A 15,554-nucleotide genomic window follows, 5' to 3' on the forward strand; every position below is an offset into this window, starting at 1 on the left:
TTTTCCCTGTAGGAGCTGCCGCAGGCTGCGATCTTTTGATCTTGGTTTTTAAAATCAAAGGCAAAAGATCGCAGCCTGCGGCAGCTCCTACAGGTTTTCAGCCTGCCCCTCTAATAATCACAACATCGGGACTTCACATGAAAGCCTTGCCCCTGTTCGCCCTGAGTTTCTTGAGCGTGCTGCCCTTGAGCAGCCAAGCGATCCCTTTGAACGACGACTTTGCGCTGCTGGTGGATCTGACCCTGGCCAGCGATTACCGCACTCGCGGCATCTCGCAGACCCAGAATGATCCCGCCGTGCAGGCCGGTCTGACCCTCGCTCACAGCAGCGGCCTGTACCTCGGCGCTTGGAGCTCGAACGTCGATTTCGGCGGCGGCCTGAAAACCCGTCAGGAAGTCGACTACTACACCGGTTGGCTGTGGCAGGCGACCGAGGATGTCAGCCTCGATCTGGGTTACATCAAATATGCCTACCCCAAGGAAAGCCAGTTCAACCAGAGCGAGGTCTACGGGATTCTCGGGGTTTATGGCGTGAAACTGGCGGCGTATTACTCCAGTGATGCGCCGGGGATCGATAGCAAACAGAACTCGCTGTACAGCTACGTCAGCTATGAAACCGAGCTGCCTTACGAATCAGGGCTGAAGTTGCGTTACGGCAATATGGACTTCAAGGATCCGCACTTGTACTCGGCGTCAGGCAGCGCCGAAGAGTCGTACCGCGAATGGGAGGTCAAACTCACTCACAATCTGGCCGGTGTGGTGTTGGGCCTGAGCTACATCGACACCGATCTGTCGCAAAGCCAGTGCCTGAGCAATTGGGGCTTCAAGGACGTCTGCACCGCCACCGTGGTCGCCAGCGTCAGCAAATCCTTCTGACCCAGACCTAATCTGATCCTGTAGGAGCTGCCGAAGGCTGCGATCTCTTGATCTTGCTGTTAAAAAACAACATCAAAAGATCGCAGCCTTCGGCAGCTCCTACAGGGGGTGGGTATTTGTTACGGGATGTTTACGGAATTTTTACCAATGTTCTTCTACAGTTACACGCGTAACCGTGTGTGTTTTCTATTTGCGTAGAGGAAGAACAAGAATGGCTTTGGGCAACGGACTGCGTTTACCGTCCATCACATCTACCCGACTGGTGCTGCTGTTTTCCCTGGCACTGGTGGCGTTATACAACTTGGCGACCTGGAAGGCGCTAGGGACGCTGATCACCCTGCAAGGCCCGCACAAAGTGGCGTTTTTCGCTTCTTTCGGGCTGTTTCTATGGGCCGCCATCACGCTGCTGCTGACCCTGGTGTCGTTTCGCTGGACGCTGAAACCGGCGCTCAGCGTGGTCGCCCTGCTCTCGGCCTGCGCCGCCTATTTCATGAACGAATACGGGATCACCATCGACACGGTGATGATTCAGAACGTTTTCGAAACCAACCCATCTGAAACCACCGCGCTGTTCAACGGCAAACTGCTGGCCTACGTGCTGCTGCTCGGTGTACTGCCAGCCGCGCTGATCTGGCGTTGGCCGGTGCGCTATCGGCCGTTCTTTCGCGGGCTGCTCAACAAGATTCTGGTGATCGTCGCCTGCGTGCTGGTGATCGGCGCTTCGGTAGGCGCGTTCTATTCGACGTACGCGCCGATTTTCCGCGAAGAAGACAAGCTCACCCACTTCATCAACCCGACCAACTACATCTACGCGATCAGCAAATACACCAAGCAACGCCTGGGCATCAAAAAGCACTTCGTGGTGCAAGCCATCGGCGAAGACGCGGTGATGAGCGCCAAGGCTGCGAACCGCGAGAAAAAATCGCTGATGGTCTTCGTGGTCGGTGAAACCGCGCGTGCCGATCATTTTTCGCTGAACGGTTATGCGCGCGAGACCAATCCTGAACTGAGCAAACTGGACATCCTCAATTTCACCCAAGTGCACTCCTGCGGCACGTCGACGGCGGTGTCGGTACCGTGCATGTTCTCGATGTTCCCGCGCGAGGATTACAGCGACAAGAAAGGCAAGACCTACGAAGGCCTGCTCGACATTCTCCAGCGTGCCGGCGTGCAGGTGCTTTGGCTGGACAACAACAGCGACTGCAAAGGCACCTGCCTGCGCGTGCCGCACCGTGACATCGCGAAGAATCAGCCGGGGCCGTTCTGCGATGGCAACAACTGCCTCGACGAAGCTTTGCTGGCCGACCTGCAAAGCTACATCGACAGCCTCAAGGGCCACGCGATCATCGTCCTGCACGCCGACGGCAGCCACGGCCCCGAGTACTACGAGCGCTATCCGCAAGACATGGAACGTTTCAAACCGATCTGCCACACCAACCAGTTGGGCAGTTGCAGCCGTGATGAACTGGTCAACGTGTACGACAACACCATTCTGTATACCGACCATTTCCTCGCCAAGGTGGTTGAACTGCTCAAGCGCAATCAGGATTCGCTGGATACCTCGATGGTGTATGTCTCCGACCACGGCGAATCATTGGGCGAGAACGGCCTGTATCTGCATGCGGCGCCGTATGCGCTGGCGCCTGAAGCGCAAACCCATGTGCCGATGGTGATGTGGTTTGGCAATGGCACGTTGGCGAGTGAAGGGATTGATCGCGGTTGTCTGCAAGGCAAGACCGGGCAGGCGGATCTGAGCCATGACAATCTGTTTCATTCGGTGCTCGGCCTGTTTGAAGTCAAGACGTCGCTGTATCAGCCGGGGCTGGATATCTTCCATGGCTGCCGACCTTCCATGACGGCTGCGCAATAACCCGGATATTGCGCAGTTGCCCTTGTAGGAGTGAGCCTGCTCGCGATAGCGGTGTGTCATACAACAATGATGTTGGCAGACACACCGCCTTCGCGAGCAAGCTCTGCTCCTACAAGGGAGTGGTGGTGAATCTAAGAATTGAGGTTTTCCAGGTAGGCCCACGGGTAGATCCCGCGTTGGTGGCCGTCGCTGAACACCAGTTGCACGCCGTAGCCCTGGGGGTTGAGTTCGATCAGGCGGATGCGGTCATCGACCATTGGCGTCAAGCCGCGCAGGCGCAACGCGCGGCATTGCGAACACGGGCATTGGCGGCGCAATTCGGCGTGATCGAGTTGTTGTTCGCGACCGTCAGGCCAGCTTAAACGCAGCATACGTTCGCTCTGCGAATTCCCCACCGACCGCGGGTTCATTGCAACTGACTCAGGGCAATGCGCACGGCTTTGCGCACTTCCGGGTCGCCGTCATCCTGCGCAGCCTGCAATGCGGCCACAGCGCCGCGATCATTCAGTTCACCCAAGGCCAGTGCGGCTTCCTTGCGCAGGTTGCTGATGCGATGGCCGAGGGTGTCAATCAAGGCGTCCAGCGCCGGAGCGAAACGCAAACGCCCGAGGCTGCGAGTGGCGCGCAAGCGGACTTGCCAGTAGTCGTCGCCCAGTGCTTCGATCAAGGCCGGGCCAGCGTCGATGTGGCCAACTTTGCCCAAGGTTGTCGCGGCTTCTTCGCGCACTTGCCAGGCGTCGTCCTGCAAGGCCTGGCGCAGAGCCGGCAGGACTTCGGCGCTGGAGGCCAACCCCAAAGCGCCGGTGGCGGCGCGACGTACTTCGGTGTCGGGGTCATCGCTGGCCAATCGGGCTAATGCCGGTAACGCGTCAAGTTGTTTGAGCCAGCCCAGCACACCGACGGCTTCGCGACGAACGCTGGCGTCGGCGTCGTTCAGCGCTGCGACGGCCGCTGGTGCGGCATTGGCGAAACGCAATTCACGCAAGGCGCGGAACGCGGCTATACGCACGCCGACGTCAGCGTGGTCGGTCCAAGGCAAAATGACTCGCCCCGCCGCTTCGGTCTTGAGAAGGCTCAAGCTCTGCGCGGCGGCGGATTGCACGGCAGGCGCCGAATCGGTCAGTGCCTCACACAACGCTTGAACGACCGGTTGCTCCTCCCAGGCCTCCAGCAACCGCGCGGCTTCAGCGCGGACTTCTTCAGCAGGATCCAGGCTTAGGCGATCCACCAGCCAGAGCAGGCCATCGGGCTCTTCCAGATCGGCCAGATCAATCAGCGCAATGCGCCGCACGCCAGCATCTTCAGCAGTCAGGCGCGGTTGCAGGGCGAGGATGTCAGGGTTTTCGGTCACAGCAAAAATAGAGGTCATAAGGCAAATCGCGGTAAAGGATTTTCGGGAGGCAAGCCGAGCGGATTAAGGCGCGGCAGCGGTCGGTCATCGTCGTGGCGCAGCAGGTCGAGGCAGTGGCGCTTGAGTCGGGAGAATTCATGGCTGGTGACCAATTCGCTGGTGCGTGGTCGGGCGAAATCCAGGCGCAAGTCTTCGATGATTCGCCCCGGCCGTGCGCTCATCACCAGCAATCGGTCGGCAAGGAACAGCGCTTCGTCGATGTCGTGGGTGACGAAGACCACGGTGGTGCGGATGCGCGTCCAGATGTCCAGCAGCAGCTCTTGCATGTTCAGACGGGTCAGCGCATCCAGCGCGCCGAACGGCTCGTCCATCAACAACAGGCGCGGGCGATTGACCAGCACACGGGCGATTTCGACACGTTGCTGCATGCCGCCGGACAGCTGATCCGGCCAGCGCTCTGCAAAGCCTTCGAGGCCGACCAGTTTGAGAATGTCATCGGCAGCGCGATGGCGCTCAGCCTTGCCGATGCCGCGCATTTTCAGGCCGAAAGCGACGTTCTCGCGCACCGTGCGCCACGGAAACAGCGTGTGATGCTGGAACACCATGCCGCGCTGCGGTGATGGGCCTGACACTTCACTGCCATCGACTTTCAGGCTACCGGCATGGGCGTTGAGATGCCCGGCCAAGGCGCCGAGCAAGGTCGATTTGCCGCAACCGGACGGGCCGAGAATGCACACAAACTGGCCTGGCTCGATCTGGCAGTCGAGGCCTTGCACGGCTTCGAAGGCTTGCAGCCCTTCGCCAAGAACAATGGATAACTGGCGGATATCGATCCGTCCTTCCGGGGTTTGCATCACGCTCATCAGGCTTTTCCTCGCGGTCGATGCCAAGGCGTGAACAACCCGCCCAGGCGTTTGATCAGCAAACTGCTGCCCATGCCCAGCACACCGATCAAGAGCATGCCGACGACGATGTCGGCATAGTTTTGAATGGTGTAGGACTCCCAGGTGTAGTAACCGATGCCGAACTGGCCGGAGATCATTTCCGCGGTGACCAGACAGAACCACGACGTGCCCATGCCGATCGCCAGACCGGTGATGATGCTCGGCGCGGCGCCGGGCAGGATCACTTCCAGCAGGATCGCCCGGCGCCCTGCTCCGAGGCTTTTCGCTGAGGCAATCAGGCGTGGGTCGACGCCTTCGACGCCGTGCACGGTGTTGAGCAGAATCGGGAACAGCGCGCCGGTGAAGGTGATGAACACCATCGACAGTTCGGACGACGGGAACATCAGGATCGCCAGCGGAATCCACGCCACGGCGGGGATTGGGCGCAGGACTTCCAGGGGTGGCAACAGCAGGTCTTCAGCCCACTTCGAGCGGCCGATGGCCAGGCCCAGGGCGATGCCGATGACCAGTGCCGCGAGGTAGCCGGCGAAGACGCGGCTGAGGCTGGCGGTCAGGTGTTGCAGGAGCTTGCCGGAGTCGCCCAGGCCTAGCGCCGCTTCGATCACCGCGATGGGTGTCGGCACGTTGGCGAAGGTGACGAGGCCGAGGTTCCAGTGATGGCTGGCGGCGAGTTGCCAGAACAGCAGGCAGAGCAGTAGCGAGGCGGCTCGCGGGACCCAGCGCAAATAGGATCGGTACACAGTAATTCCTCTTAAACCCAAATCCCTGTAGGAGTGAGCCTGCTCGCGATAGCGGTATGCCAGTTGTTGCTGTGTTGTCTGACACACCGTTTCGCGAGCAGGCTCACTCCTACAGGGGAACGCGGCGTAATTGGGGTTAGCGCACGGCCACGGCTTGGGTGGTGGCGTCGGTGAAGTCGAAGACTTTGCCGCCCTGCGCCGCTGCAAATTGCTGCGCCTGGCCCTTGAGCAGGAACGCACTCAAGCGACCCTTGGCATCGCTGGCAAACCACGCCTGATCGGCCAATAACTTGATCCCACTGTCACTGGCCTGCGCATACACCGCACGGATGTTTTTGCCTTCCTGCTTCAACGCAGCCAACGCAGTGAATGCTTCTTCCGCCGAGGCGTATTGGCGCACCTTGCTCTCACCGCGCACCCAGATTTCGGCGACGTGGCTGAAATCGGTGATCGCTTTACCAGTCGCGGCATCCGTGGTTTTCAACGGCGTCTGCGCGTAGTTGCCCAACTGCGCCGTGTAATCCAGATTCGACGCTTTGAACGCCGCACGGATGTATTGATCGTCGATGAAGGTATTCAGATCGAGGCCTCGGTCGGCCTTCTTCAGCAGCTTCAACGTGTCGATGGCGGTGCCGACCGCCTGACGATATTCCGGCTTCCAACTCAAGTCGCGGGTCTGCACGCCAAGCGGGCCGTGGAACAGGTAGTTGACCTCGGCATCGACGCCGGTGACTTTGGCGATCAGCTCGCTGTACTTCTCTGGCTCGGCGGCGAGCAGTTGATTGGCCTCGATACTCGCCCGCAAATAAGCAACGACGATCTCCGGGTACTTCTTCGCATACGCCTGATCCACCAGCGCACCATGGAACGTCGGCGCATTGGCCTGGGCGCCGTCGTAGATCTTGCGAGCAAAACCACGGCTCGGGAACAGTTCGGCGAACGGCACGAAATCGGCGTGAGCGTCGATCTTGCCGGCCTGTAATGCCGAGCCGGCGACCTCCGGCGGCTGGGCGATGATGTTCACATCTTTCAGCGGATCCCAGCCCTGCGCCGCCACCGCACGCAGCAACATGCCGTGTGCCGTGGAGGCGAACGGCACGGAGATGGTCTTGCCCTTGAGTTCGCTCAGCGACTGCACGCCCGACGCGCTCGGCACGACGATGCCGTTGCCGCTGCCCTTGATGCTGCCCGACAGCACACTGATGAACAGGCTGTGTTTGCCGGCAGTTTCGAACGCCACACCGTTGAACGCACCGGGGAAGTCGGCCATGGCACCGAAGTCGAGTTTGCCGGCGACCATCTCGTTGGTCAGCGGCGCGCCGCTGGTGAAGTTCTTCCACTGCACATCGTATTTGGCGTCTTTGTAGGCGCCGTCGTGGGGCAGGTATTTGTCGAGCAGACCGAGTTCACGAATCAGCAAACCGCCTGCGGCGCAGTTGATGGTGGTGTCCTGGGTGCCGATGGCGATGCGGATGGTTTCGGCTGAGGCCGACAAGGTAAATGAGGCCAGTACCAGACCGGCGATTGCTGCACGCAACATGGTTGTTTCCCCTCGAATCGTTTATTTGAGTTCGTCTCCGCCGCGATCAGGGCGCGGTGGGAAACGAGGGGTGTTCGATGAATCCAGCGTCCGGGGTTCACCGGATGGCTTTGGGTTGTCTGGGCCGGCCTCATCGCTGGCAAGCCAGCTCCCACAGGGTTTTCGGGTGTTTGCAAGATCTATGTCCGAACAAAAATCCCTGTGGGAGCTGCGGTGCGACGATTCGACTTGCCAGCGATGGCGTCCTGTCAGTCAACGCAGGAGATAAGGAATGTCGACTTTCACGGCACCCGTCGGGCAATCCTTTTCGCACGGCATGCAGTACCAGCATTCATCAAACGCCATGTAAGCCTTTTGCGTCGCTGGGTTGATCGCCAGCAGGTCCATCGGGCAGACGTCAACGCACACGGTGCAGCCCTTTTCGGCGATGCATTTGTCCTCGTCCACGGTGACGGGGGCATTGGAGCGGAAGAAGATTTCCTGGGCTTGATAGGCCATGGTTCGGACTCTCTTTTCAGTGATGCATCACGCGGCAAAGGCACCGACTCGCAAGCGGTCGTAGGCCTGCATTTCTTCGGCATCGAGCGGGATGATGTAAGGCTCGACGGCTTTCTTGAAACTGGTCATCTGGCCGTCATCGCCCTTCTTCAGGTGGCAATGGCAGAACCACTCGCTGTCGTTGCGCTGCGGGTGATCGACGCGATAGTGGTACAAACCCCAGCGGCTTTCGGCGCGGAACAATGAGGCGCGAGCAGCCATTTCGGCGCAATCGCGGATCACGCTGGTTTCCATCGCGCGCATCAGTTCGTGGGCGTTGTTGGCCCTCATCTGCTCGAGGTCGCGCTCGATGTCGCTGAAACGTTGCAGGCCGATCTGCATCTTCTTGGTGACTTTCGGCGGTTGCAGGTAATCGTTGACGAAGCGCCGAAGCTTGTACTCGACCTGTGCGGGCGGCAGACCGTTTTCACGATCCAATGGCGCGTAGACTCGGGCCTTTTCCTTTTCGATCTGCTCGGCATCCAGCGCAGAAAACTCGCGCCCGGCGACAAAGTCCGCAGCGTTGTGCCCGGCGAACCAACCATAGGTGAACGCGCCAAGCATGTAGTTGTGCGGCACGGCGGCCATGTCACCGGCCGAGTACAAGCCTTTCACCGAGGTCTCGGCACGCTCGTTGACCCACACACCGGACGCCGAATGACCACTGCAAAACCCGATTTCGGAGATGTGCATCTCGACCATTTGCGTGCGGTAATCGGTGCCGCGATTGGCGTGAAACTGGCCACGGCTCGGGCGTTCGTTGCTGTGCAGAATCTCCTCGATGTTTTGAATGGTTTCCTCGGCCAGATGATCGAGTTTGAGAAACACCGGACCGTTGCCGCTTTCCAGCTCCTGATGAAACTCCCACATCATCTGCCCGCTCCAGTAGTCGCACTCGATGAAGCGTTCGCCCTTGTTGTTGGCGGTATAGCCGCCCAAGGGACCGGTGACGTAAGCGCAGGCCGGGCCGTTGTAATCCTTGATCAACGGGTTGATCTGGAAGCATTCGAGGTTCGCCAGTTCGGCCCCGGCGTGATAGGCCATCGCGTAACCATCGCCAGCGTTGGTCGGGTTTTCGTAGGTGCCCATCAGGTAACCCGACGACGGCAGACCGAGACGCCCGGCCGCGCCGCACGCGAGGATCACTGCTTTAGCCTTGATCACATGGAAGTCAGCGGTGCGGCAATCGAAGCCCATCACGCCATTGACGGTGCCCTCCTCGTCGGTCAGCAAACGCGTGCACACCAGGCGATTGGTGATGTTGACCCGAGCGCGTTTCAACTGGCGATAAAGGACTTTCTTGATGTCGTGCCCTTCCGGCATTGGCAGCACGTAGGCGCCCATGTGGTGGACTTTTTTCACCGCGTAATCGCCGGTTTCGTCCTTTTCGAACTTCACGCCCCAGCGGTCGAGTTGCTCAATGGTTTCGAAACTATGCGTGGCGTAGGCGTACACCGCCGCCTGATTGACGATGCCGTCGTTGGCGATGGTGATTTCCTTGGTGTACTGCTCCGGCGTCGAGTGGCCGGGAATGATCGCGTTGTTCAGGCCATCCATGCCCATGCTGATCGCGCCGCTGCGTTTGACGTTGGCCTTGTCGACCAGCAACACGCGCAAGTCGCGGTTCTTTTCCTTGGCCTTGATCGCGGCCATCGGGCCGGCAGTGCCACCGCCGATAACGACGATGTCGTATTCCTGTTCGAGAACGTTGCGGGTCATGCCTGCGCTCCTTTTTGCCGGTCGATTCGCAGGCGGTACTGAAAGGCGTCGCCACGGTAGTAAAGGTGTTCGAAGTCCAGCGGTTGGCCGTTGGCGTCGTGGGTCAGACGCTCGATGCGCATGATCGGCGAGCCGGCCTCGACGTTCAGCGCCTGGGTCAGGTCGCTGTCGGCCAGCACCGCGTCGATCGCCAGATCGGCGTGGCCGAGGGCAATGCCGCAGTCGTTTTCGAGAATCAGGAAGATGTCGCGGGTGACCAGATCAGCCTTCTCCAGGCGCTCGCCGACGGCTTTGGGCAGGTAGGTGATTTCCAGCGAGATCGGCTCGCGGTTGATCAGCCGTACGCGCTTGATCTGCGCCACGGTCTCGCCTTCCGCGACTTGCAAACGCTCGGCGACGCGTTTATCGGCGGGGATGAATTTGAAACTGCGCAGGCGGTTGATCACCTCATAACCGCGCCCGGTCATCGACTCGGCAAGGCCTTGCAGGCTGCTGACGTTTTGAAAGGTTTTCGGCTTGGCAACGAAAGTGCCTTTGCCGTGGATCTTGAAGATCAGACCTTCCTTTTGCAGATCACCGAGCGCCTGGCGCACGGTGATGCGGCTGACTTTGAACAGCGCACCCAGTTCACTTTCGGAAGGCATCTGGCTGTCTTGCGGGTATTCACCGTCCAGAATGCGCGCACGGAGGACGTCGCGCAGTTGAGTGTGCAAAGGAACGCTGCTTAGGGAGAGAACGTTATCGGTCATCACGGGATCACTTGTTATAACGAGTTATGACGTGATCTTAGAGACGTTATGACAAGTTTGAGAAATACCGAATGGGCATAACCTTAGATGCTTCACAGGTTTGCTCTTTGTAGGAGTGAGCCTGCTCGCGATAGCGGAGTGTCAGTCAACGATTTTTTACCTGATATACCGCTATCGCGAGCAGGCTCACTCCTACAGGGGGATTGTGAGCTACTGGCGTTTGAGGATCTGGTCCATGACCCAATCGGTCTTGAGGGCTTGTTCGGCTACGGCCGGGTGTTGTGAATCACCGCGAATGTGCGCGTTCATGCCAAGGACGTGATGCCACTGGATGTGTTCGTGATGAGGGATTTCCAGACTGATCTGTTCGTCGGCGTGCGACTGCACGGGATGCTCATCGAACACCGAAAAACTGATCCGCCCGAGGCTGCCGATGATTTCGACCCGATCCTCACGCCGATCCGCGACAAAGCTCCAGCAACCCATGCCCAGCGCCCCGGAGGCGAACCGCCAACTGGCGCTGACGGCGTCTTCCGCTGCATACAAACCGGCCTGACGCGCCGTGAATCCAGCCACCTCAACGATGTCGCCAAGCAGGTACTGGAACAAGTCAAAGCCATGGCTGGCCAGGTCGGCGAAGTAACCGCCACCGGCCACTGCAGGATCGGTGCGCCAGTTATCGCGGCCATCGAGATCCGCCGGCGACGGCGCCTTGGTCAACGTCCAGCTCAAGTGGCGGACGTCACCAATACGCCCCTCCTCCAACCATTGCCGCACCTGCGCAAATCGCGGCAACGAACGGCGGTAGTAGGAAACGAACAGGTGCAGGCCTGCGTCGGCAAACGCCTGCTGCATCTCGCGGCTTTGCCCGGCGTTGAGCGCCATGGGTTTTTCCACGCAGCAATGTTTGCCGGCAGCGGCGACTTTCAGGCTGTAAGCGTGGTGGCTGTCGGGGGGCGTGGCGATGTACACCGCGTCCACTTCGGGATCGTTGATCAGCGCATCGACGTCGGTGTAGACCCGAGCGATACCGTGGCGCGCGGCGTAATCGCTCACCGCGTCAAGACGTCGGCCCATCACCGCCACCAGCGCCGAACCGGGCACCTTGTAGAAGGCCGGCCCACTCTTGCGCTCGGCGACGCTGCCACACCCGATCATGCCCCAGCGCACCACGTTCATGTCGACTCCTTTAACCGATGCGCAACGCGCGCAGATCGAGGTGACCATCCTTCAGCGGCGGGCACCAGTAGTAGCCGCCAGTGATCGGCCGGCTGATGCGATACAAACCGTCGGTGATGCCGTCTTCCAGACCGCTCATACGCCGCAGTTGCGCTTCGAAGGCATCCAGCGAGAAGCCAAACGCGAGGAACATCAGGCCAGCGCGATCACCTTCGATCCACGGCATCGAACGGCGCACGACGAACGCTTCCGGCGCAAAGCTTTCCTGCGCGGTGCGTTTGACGTGGGCAGAAACCGGGGCGTCGTCGATCTCTTCGTTGTCGCTGAGGCGACGGCCCATGATGTTGTCTTTGTCGTCGGCGGACAGTTTGTGGAAACCCTTGAGGTCATGCTGCCACTGCTGAATCGCGGCGAAGCTGCCGCCGACCATGCCATCAGTGCCGGCACTTTGCAGGGCGGCCGCTATGGCGGCTTCGTCGTGCGGGTTTTCGGTGCCATCTTCATAGCCGGTCAGGTCGTGGCCGTCCTTGTGGCGGAAGGCTTCCTGCATGTCCACCAGACGCAACGCCGGGGCCAATGCGGCTTCGAGGGCGTTGCAACGGTTGAGCAGGTCGCCACGGTCGACGCCGTGCAGCCAGACCCACAGCGCGTGCTGGGTCGATGGGTTCTCGACGCCAACGCCGGTCATGGCCGGGAAGCTGCGCAGGCCTTCGATCTGGACGTTGAGGGCCTTGGCCAGGGATTCACCGAAACCGACCACCGCCGACTTGCCATCCACCTGATTGATCAGGTTATCGATCGCCTGAGGCAGGGCTTCTACCGACTCAAGGGCGAAAAACAGGTGGCGTGCTTGAGCAGGAACGGGGGTGGCGAGAATGCCCGGCTGGTAGTAACTCATGTGAACTCCTTGAAAAAGTGCGCGGAGTTTACCTGTGGCCGGAGGATTTGTGTGGTTGAAACGCTGATGTACTAAGCACGAAGTTCCCTTGTGGCGAGGGGATTTATCCCCGATCGGCGGCGCAGCCGTCGCAAAACAGGTATATGCCGTCTTCCAGAAAACCGCGCTTGCAGGTTTTTGGGGCCGCTTCGCAACCCATCGGGGATGAATCCCCTCGCCACAGGGTTCATCTAAACCGTTGTGCTGCTCTCAACCCGCCACGCACTCGGGCTCATGCCCGTCCAGCGCTTGAATGCCCGGCGAAAACTGCGCACATCGCTGTAGCCGACTTCTTCAGTAATCCGCTCGATCGGCATATCGGGGTTGGCCAGCAGACTTAGCGTGCGCGCCTGGCGCACTTGCTCCAGCAAGGCTTCAAAGGTCAGCGAATGCTCAGTCAGGCGCCGACGCAAAGTGCGGCTGCTCATGTTCAAATCACCGGCAATCTTTTCGATATGGCTGCCCCGGCTCAGATCCCGGGCAATCGCCCGTTCCACCGCCTGAATCAGATCAAGCTTCTGATGCACCTGCGCCGCTTCCAGCTCCAGCAAAGCGACCGCCTGACGCAGCGCCAGTGAATGGTGATTGGGCAGATTCACGTCCAGCCATTGCACATCAATCAGCATGCGATTGTGCAGGCAACCGAAGCGCACGTCGGGCCCCAGCAGGCGATGGTATTCACTGAGGTAATCCGGCGCGGCATGCATGAATTCAACGGCAATCGGCTTGAAATCGGTCCCCGCCAACGCGCGACCATACACCAGCAAACTAGCGAAAAATTCCTCGACCGCGAACACCTGCACATCGGCGAACGGCAAGCGGCATTCGGCATCGAGATGCACCTGCTCGCCGACCACGTCGACGCTGGACACCACAATCCCGCCCGACGTGTGCTGATGGCGAATCCCTAGGGCAAAGGCATCGCGCAAGGTCTTGCACAGCGACAGAACATGGCCGAGCAGCCCCAGCGTGCCGAGTACATTCTGCGCGCCGACCCACAGGCCCAGGCCCTGATTGGGCAGCCCCTTGAGCGCACGCTGAATCATCGCCACGGCCTGGCGATAGGAAATCCGTTGCGCCGGATCCTGCAAATCTTCGAGGGTAAACCCCAGGCCACGGCACAGGCTTTCGGGGTCGATACCTTTGTTCTGTGCGACTTCGGCGAGGGTCTGCAGGAGGAACGGCGACACCAGCGCCAATTCAAAGGTCGGGTCTTGGACTTTTACGTTCATGGGGGCTGACATTCCGGATCACGCTTGATTGTTATTTTTGTAACCGGTTATGTCGAAGGAAGTTAGCACAGGGTTGGCCGACTGTCCGCAGAAGTCCCCCTAACTGTCCGCCAATACCCTGCCCCGCCGGGTGCCAAGCGCTTATTTCTATAGTGCCGGGCGTGCCATGTGCCGGCGTTGCGCCAAAACACAATAATAATGAGGACGGATATGCACCCGAACTGCGCGACATTGCCCCTGCGCCTGGCCCTGACTTTGCTGGGCTGTACCGCGACCTTGCCGGCACTGGCCACCGAAGCCGGCGTCGACAACATTGGCCCCGGCACCGACGGCTTCTTCATGCTGCCGCTGGACGTCAACAGCCTTCCGGAGAACATGGTCGCGTTCAATCTCTACTACAACCATTACAAGTCGACAAAGCTCAACATCAGTTCGCTCGGCGGCAAGGTGCCGAATGTCGAGATCGAGTCCACGGCGGTGATTCCGCGCCTCGACTACCTGAGCCCGGTGCGCGTCTTCGGCGGACGGCTGGCCGGCTACATCGCCCAGCCGTGGTTGAAGCAGGAAGTCTCGGTGTTCGGCCTCAGTGACACTCGCGAAGGCATGGGCGACACCACCGTTGCGCCGATCATTCTGTGGGACATGGGCAAGAACCTGACCCTCGGCGCCGCCCTGGAAATCACCGTGCCGACCGGCGAATACAGCGTCGATCGGCTGGCCAACACCAGTAACAATTTCTACACCTACAAACCGCTGTTCTCGTTCACCTGGCTGCCGACCGAACGCACCGAAGTCTCGATGAAGACCACCTACAGCTTCAACGAGAAGAACAAGGACACCGATTACAAGTCCGGGCAGATCTTCCATTTCGATTATTCGGCCAGCTACAAGATCACCGACGACGTGATGCTCGGGCTCAATGGCTACTACCTCAAGCAGACCACCGACGACAAACAGTTCGGCCACACCGTGCAGTTTGCCGGGCAGGACGTGGACGATGGCGTGCGCGGTCAGGTGTTTGCGATTGGCCCGGCGCTGCACTTCACCTTCCTCAAATACGCCAGCGCGGAGATTCGCTGGGCCAAGGAATTCGACGTCGAAAACCGCCCCGAAGGCGAAATGCTCTGGGCCAAAGTCAGCATCCCCTACGCCTTCTAACCTCCGCGGCCCCCTGTAGGAGCTGCCGCAGGCTGCGATCTTTTGATTGTGTTTTTGAGAAGCAAGATCAAAAGATCGCAGCCTGCGGCAGCTCCTACAGGCGGTTATGACCGAGCCTACAAAGCCGATTGGAATTCCTCGTTGAGGGAAAGAAGCGTCTGACATCTTTTGCGCCAGCGCTTCGGGATACTGGCCCCCTCGTCTTGCCAGTGACGACAGCGAGCCACATCCTCCTTAGACTGCTGAGATTGATCACGGAGATCACTATGAGCCTATTACTTTCCCCGTTTTACTCTGACTTCGAATCCGAAGAAGAGGCCGAGAGCTACGATCGCTGGTTTCGTGCCAAGGTGCAAGCCTCGATTGATGACCCGCGTCCCAGCATTCCGCACGATCAGGTGATGGCCGAGATGCGTGCCCTCATCGAATTGAAACTCAACAAACTCAGTGCTGGTTGACTGGCGACCCGAAGCTCGCACTGCACTCTGGCAAATTCTCAATTACATCGCTGACCGTAACGCTGTTGCGGCCAGCCAACTGCACGCAGCCATCGAGGTTGCTACCTCGGCCCTTCCGGAACATCCCTACCTTTATCGATTCGGACGAGCACCCAGCACCAGGGAAATCGTCGTCCACCCAAACTATGTGGTGGTGTACCGGATTACCAATCGGATCGAGATCCTGAACGTTTTGCATGCCCGACAAGAGTATCCATGAGCGCTCTTGATCAATGCGCGCAAAAAAGGGCGGCCAAACGGCCGC

At 59.7% G+C, this 15,554-nt stretch carries 16 protein-coding genes; 5 read left to right on the forward strand and 11 right to left on the reverse strand.

The features are described 5' to 3' along the window. Nucleotides 1–137: 137 nt before the first annotated feature. Nucleotides 138–875 carry a TorF family putative porin gene (locus JFT91_RS20495; protein ID WP_201233651.1) on the forward strand — a complete coding sequence of 246 codons (738 nt, stop codon included), beginning with the start codon at nucleotides 138–140 and terminating at the stop codon, nucleotides 873–875. A gap of 211 nt (nucleotides 876–1,086) precedes the next feature. Next, entirely contained in the window at nucleotides 1,087–2,745 is a 1,659-nt protein-coding gene (locus JFT91_RS20500) for a phosphoethanolamine transferase (RefSeq protein WP_201233652.1), read from the forward strand. A 131-nt stretch (nucleotides 2,746–2,876) separates the two neighbouring features. Here JFT91_RS20500 and JFT91_RS20505 read toward each other — a convergent pair whose 3' ends face one another. The 11 genes from JFT91_RS20505 to JFT91_RS20555 all read right to left on the reverse strand — a co-directional run bounded on the left by JFT91_RS20505 (nucleotide 2,877) and on the right by JFT91_RS20555 (nucleotide 13,634). Further along, complete coding sequence (locus tag JFT91_RS20505) at nucleotides 2,877–3,155, reverse strand: DUF971 domain-containing protein (protein WP_201233653.1); 279 nt, start codon at nucleotides 3,153–3,155, stop codon at nucleotides 2,877–2,879. Then, entirely contained in the window at nucleotides 3,152–4,114 is a 963-nt protein-coding gene (locus JFT91_RS20510) for a HEAT repeat domain-containing protein (protein WP_201233654.1), read from the reverse strand. Before JFT91_RS20510 ends, JFT91_RS20505 begins: the two co-directional genes overlap by 4 nt. Continuing rightward, on the reverse strand, nucleotides 4,111–4,959 hold the full coding sequence (locus JFT91_RS20515; protein WP_201233655.1) for an ABC transporter ATP-binding protein: 849 nt from the start codon (nucleotides 4,957–4,959) through the stop codon (nucleotides 4,111–4,113). The genes JFT91_RS20510 and JFT91_RS20515 overlap by 4 nt, the downstream gene beginning before the upstream one ends. Further along, entirely contained in the window at nucleotides 4,959–5,741 is a 783-nt protein-coding gene (locus JFT91_RS20520) for an ABC transporter permease (protein WP_518524882.1), read from the reverse strand. The genes JFT91_RS20515 and JFT91_RS20520 overlap by 1 nt, the downstream gene beginning before the upstream one ends. A gap of 136 nt (nucleotides 5,742–5,877) precedes the next feature. Further along, nucleotides 5,878–7,281 carry an ABC transporter substrate-binding protein gene (locus JFT91_RS20525; RefSeq protein ID WP_201233656.1) on the reverse strand — a complete coding sequence of 468 codons (1,404 nt, stop codon included), beginning with the start codon at nucleotides 7,279–7,281 and terminating at the stop codon, nucleotides 5,878–5,880. A 252-nt stretch (nucleotides 7,282–7,533) separates the two neighbouring features. Then, on the reverse strand, nucleotides 7,534–7,779 hold the full coding sequence (locus JFT91_RS20530; protein WP_003225615.1) for a 4Fe-4S dicluster domain-containing protein: 246 nt from the start codon (nucleotides 7,777–7,779) through the stop codon (nucleotides 7,534–7,536). Between the two features lie 27 nt (nucleotides 7,780–7,806). Further along, on the reverse strand, nucleotides 7,807–9,537 hold the full coding sequence (locus tag JFT91_RS20535; RefSeq protein WP_201233657.1) for a fumarate reductase/succinate dehydrogenase flavoprotein subunit: 1,731 nt from the start codon (nucleotides 9,535–9,537) through the stop codon (nucleotides 7,807–7,809). Next, the gene (locus tag JFT91_RS20540) at nucleotides 9,534–10,286 is read right to left on the reverse strand and encodes a GntR family transcriptional regulator (protein WP_201225301.1); all 753 of its coding nucleotides are present in this window, start codon (nucleotides 10,284–10,286) and stop codon (nucleotides 9,534–9,536) included. Before JFT91_RS20540 ends, JFT91_RS20535 begins: the two co-directional genes overlap by 4 nt. Before the next feature lie 210 nt (nucleotides 10,287–10,496). Continuing rightward, nucleotides 10,497–11,465 (reverse strand): Gfo/Idh/MocA family protein, encoded by a 969-nt coding sequence (locus JFT91_RS20545; protein WP_201233658.1) that lies wholly within the window; start codon nucleotides 11,463–11,465, stop codon nucleotides 10,497–10,499. 10 nt (nucleotides 11,466–11,475) lie between these two features. After that, a complete protein-coding gene (locus JFT91_RS20550; protein ID WP_201225297.1) occupies nucleotides 11,476–12,363 on the reverse strand; it encodes a Dyp-type peroxidase in 888 nt (295 codons plus the stop codon). A 230-nt stretch (nucleotides 12,364–12,593) separates the two neighbouring features. Next, a complete protein-coding gene (locus tag JFT91_RS20555; protein ID WP_201233659.1) occupies nucleotides 12,594–13,634 on the reverse strand; it encodes an AraC family transcriptional regulator in 1,041 nt (346 codons plus the stop codon). A gap of 210 nt (nucleotides 13,635–13,844) precedes the next feature. Between JFT91_RS20555 and JFT91_RS20560 the strand changes: the two genes are divergently transcribed. The 3 genes from JFT91_RS20560 (at nucleotide 13,845) to JFT91_RS20570 (ending at nucleotide 15,509) form a co-directional block, all read left to right on the forward strand. Then, nucleotides 13,845–14,792: a SphA family protein gene (locus JFT91_RS20560; protein WP_201233660.1), complete on the forward strand. Its 948-nt coding sequence runs from the start codon at nucleotides 13,845–13,847 to the stop codon at nucleotides 14,790–14,792. A 266-nt stretch (nucleotides 14,793–15,058) separates the two neighbouring features. Then, nucleotides 15,059–15,250: a type II toxin-antitoxin system RelB family antitoxin gene (gene relB, locus JFT91_RS20565; RefSeq protein ID WP_201233661.1), complete on the forward strand. Its 192-nt coding sequence runs from the start codon at nucleotides 15,059–15,061 to the stop codon at nucleotides 15,248–15,250. Further along, nucleotides 15,240–15,509 carry a type II toxin-antitoxin system RelE/ParE family toxin gene (locus JFT91_RS20570; protein WP_201233662.1) on the forward strand — a complete coding sequence of 90 codons (270 nt, stop codon included), beginning with the start codon at nucleotides 15,240–15,242 and terminating at the stop codon, nucleotides 15,507–15,509. Before relB ends, JFT91_RS20570 begins: the two co-directional genes overlap by 11 nt. Nucleotides 15,510–15,554: the final 45 nt, after the last annotated feature.

Origin of the sequence: Pseudomonas sp. TH08, from assembly GCF_016651275.1 — a bacterium.
GTDB lineage: Bacteria > Pseudomonadota > Gammaproteobacteria > Pseudomonadales > Pseudomonadaceae > Aquipseudomonas.

What these genes read in the sequence shown, in the direction of transcription:
- relB (WP_201233661.1), top strand. Translation starts at nt 15,059, where the DNA reads ATGAGCCTATTACTTTCCCCGTTTTACTCTGACTTCGAATCCGAAGAA.
- JFT91_RS20555 (WP_201233659.1), bottom strand. Translation starts at nt 13,634, where the DNA reads ATGAACGTAAAAGTCCAAGACCCGACCTTTGAATTGGCGCTGGTGTCG.
- JFT91_RS20560 (WP_201233660.1), top strand. Translation starts at nt 13,845, where the DNA reads ATGCACCCGAACTGCGCGACATTGCCCCTGCGCCTGGCCCTGACTTTG.
- JFT91_RS20545 (WP_201233658.1), bottom strand. Translation starts at nt 11,465, where the DNA reads ATGAACGTGGTGCGCTGGGGCATGATCGGGTGTGGCAGCGTCGCCGAG.
- JFT91_RS20535 (WP_201233657.1), bottom strand. Translation starts at nt 9,537, where the DNA reads ATGACCCGCAACGTTCTCGAACAGGAATACGACATCGTCGTTATCGGC.
- JFT91_RS20515 (WP_201233655.1), bottom strand. Translation starts at nt 4,959, where the DNA reads ATGAGCGTGATGCAAACCCCGGAAGGACGGATCGATATCCGCCAGTTA.
- JFT91_RS20550 (WP_201225297.1), bottom strand. Translation starts at nt 12,363, where the DNA reads ATGAGTTACTACCAGCCGGGCATTCTCGCCACCCCCGTTCCTGCTCAA.
- JFT91_RS20505 (WP_201233653.1), bottom strand. Translation starts at nt 3,155, where the DNA reads ATGAACCCGCGGTCGGTGGGGAATTCGCAGAGCGAACGTATGCTGCGT.
- JFT91_RS20500 (WP_201233652.1), top strand. Translation starts at nt 1,087, where the DNA reads ATGGCTTTGGGCAACGGACTGCGTTTACCGTCCATCACATCTACCCGA.
- JFT91_RS20510 (WP_201233654.1), bottom strand. Translation starts at nt 4,114, where the DNA reads ATGACCTCTATTTTTGCTGTGACCGAAAACCCTGACATCCTCGCCCTG.
- JFT91_RS20495 (WP_201233651.1), top strand. Translation starts at nt 138, where the DNA reads ATGAAAGCCTTGCCCCTGTTCGCCCTGAGTTTCTTGAGCGTGCTGCCC.
- JFT91_RS20540 (WP_201225301.1), bottom strand. Translation starts at nt 10,286, where the DNA reads ATGACCGATAACGTTCTCTCCCTAAGCAGCGTTCCTTTGCACACTCAA.
- JFT91_RS20530 (WP_003225615.1), bottom strand. Translation starts at nt 7,779, where the DNA reads ATGGCCTATCAAGCCCAGGAAATCTTCTTCCGCTCCAATGCCCCCGTC.
- JFT91_RS20525 (WP_201233656.1), bottom strand. Translation starts at nt 7,281, where the DNA reads ATGTTGCGTGCAGCAATCGCCGGTCTGGTACTGGCCTCATTTACCTTG.